This is a genomic window from Pseudomonas nitroreducens NBRC 12694, assembly GCF_002091755.1.
GTDB classification, from domain to species: Bacteria; Pseudomonadota; Gammaproteobacteria; order Pseudomonadales; family Pseudomonadaceae; genus Pseudomonas; species Pseudomonas nitroreducens.
Genome location: NZ_BDAI01000033.1, coordinates 1 through 1,110 on the forward strand (window position 1 = coordinate 1; position 1,110 = coordinate 1,110).

Annotated in this window: 1 protein-coding gene; it reads right to left on the reverse strand. The window is 60.3% G+C overall.

Annotation, left to right across the window (positions count from 1 at the left end; all coding sequences use genetic code 11):
- Positions 1-1,110 (reverse strand): elongation factor Tu (tuf, locus tag PNI01S_RS28120; protein WP_084359861.1); only part of this gene is annotated, 1,110 nt, incomplete at both ends.

Consider the following 1,110-nt stretch of genomic DNA (forward strand, 5'->3'; position numbering starts at 1 on the left):
CCGCCTTCGCGAATCGCGAAGCGCAGGCCATCTTCCATGGCGATCGGAGCGATCAGGGTGACAACCATTTTCACGTTGTCGCCCGGCATTACCATCTCAACGCCTTCCGGCAGTTCGCAGTTGCCGGTTACGTCGGTGGTACGGAAGTAGAACTGCGGACGGTAGCCCTTGAAGAACGGGGTGTGACGACCACCTTCTTCCTTGGACAGCACGTACACTTCGCATTCGAACTTGGTGTGCGGCTTGATGGTGCCCGGCTTGGCCAGAACCTGACCACGCTCTACGTCTTCACGCTTGGTGCCGCGCAGCAGGACGCCGACGTTCTCACCAGCACGACCTTCGTCGAGCAGCTTGCGGAACATTTCAACGCCGGTGCAGGTGGTCTTGGTGGTCGCCTTGATGCCGACGATTTCCACTTCTTCCTGGACCTTGACGATGCCACGCTCAACACGGCCAGTTACCACGGTGCCACGACCGGAGATCGAGAACACGTCTTCGATCGGCATCAGGAACGGCTGGTCGATTGCACGAACCGGCTCAGGGATGTAGGAGTCCAGGGTTTCTACCAGCTTGCGCACGGCGGAAACGCCCATCTCGTTGTCGTCCTGGCCGTTCAGAGCCATCAGAGCGGAACCGATCACGATCGGAGTGTCGTCGCCCGGGAAGTCGTAGGTGTTCAGCAGATCGCGAACTTCCATTTCGACCAGCTCCAGCAGCTCGGCGTCGTCAACCATGTCGGCCTTGTTCAGGAACACGACGATGTAAGGAACGCCTACCTGACGGGACAGCAGGATGTGCTCGCGGGTCTGCGGCATGGGGCCGTCAGCAGCCGAGCAAACCAGGATCGCGCCGTCCATCTGAGCAGCACCGGTGATCATGTTCTTCACGTAGTCGGCGTGGCCCGGGCAGTCTACGTGAGCGTAGTGGCGTACCGGCGAGTCGTATTCAACGTGAGAGGTGTTGATGGTGATACCACGAGCCTTCTCTTCCGGCGCGTTGTCGATCTGGTCGAAAGCGCGAGCGGAACCGCCCCAGGTCTCGGAGCAGACCTTGGTCAGAGCAGCGGTCAGAGTGGTTTTGCCGTGGTCAACGTGACCGATGGTGCCGACG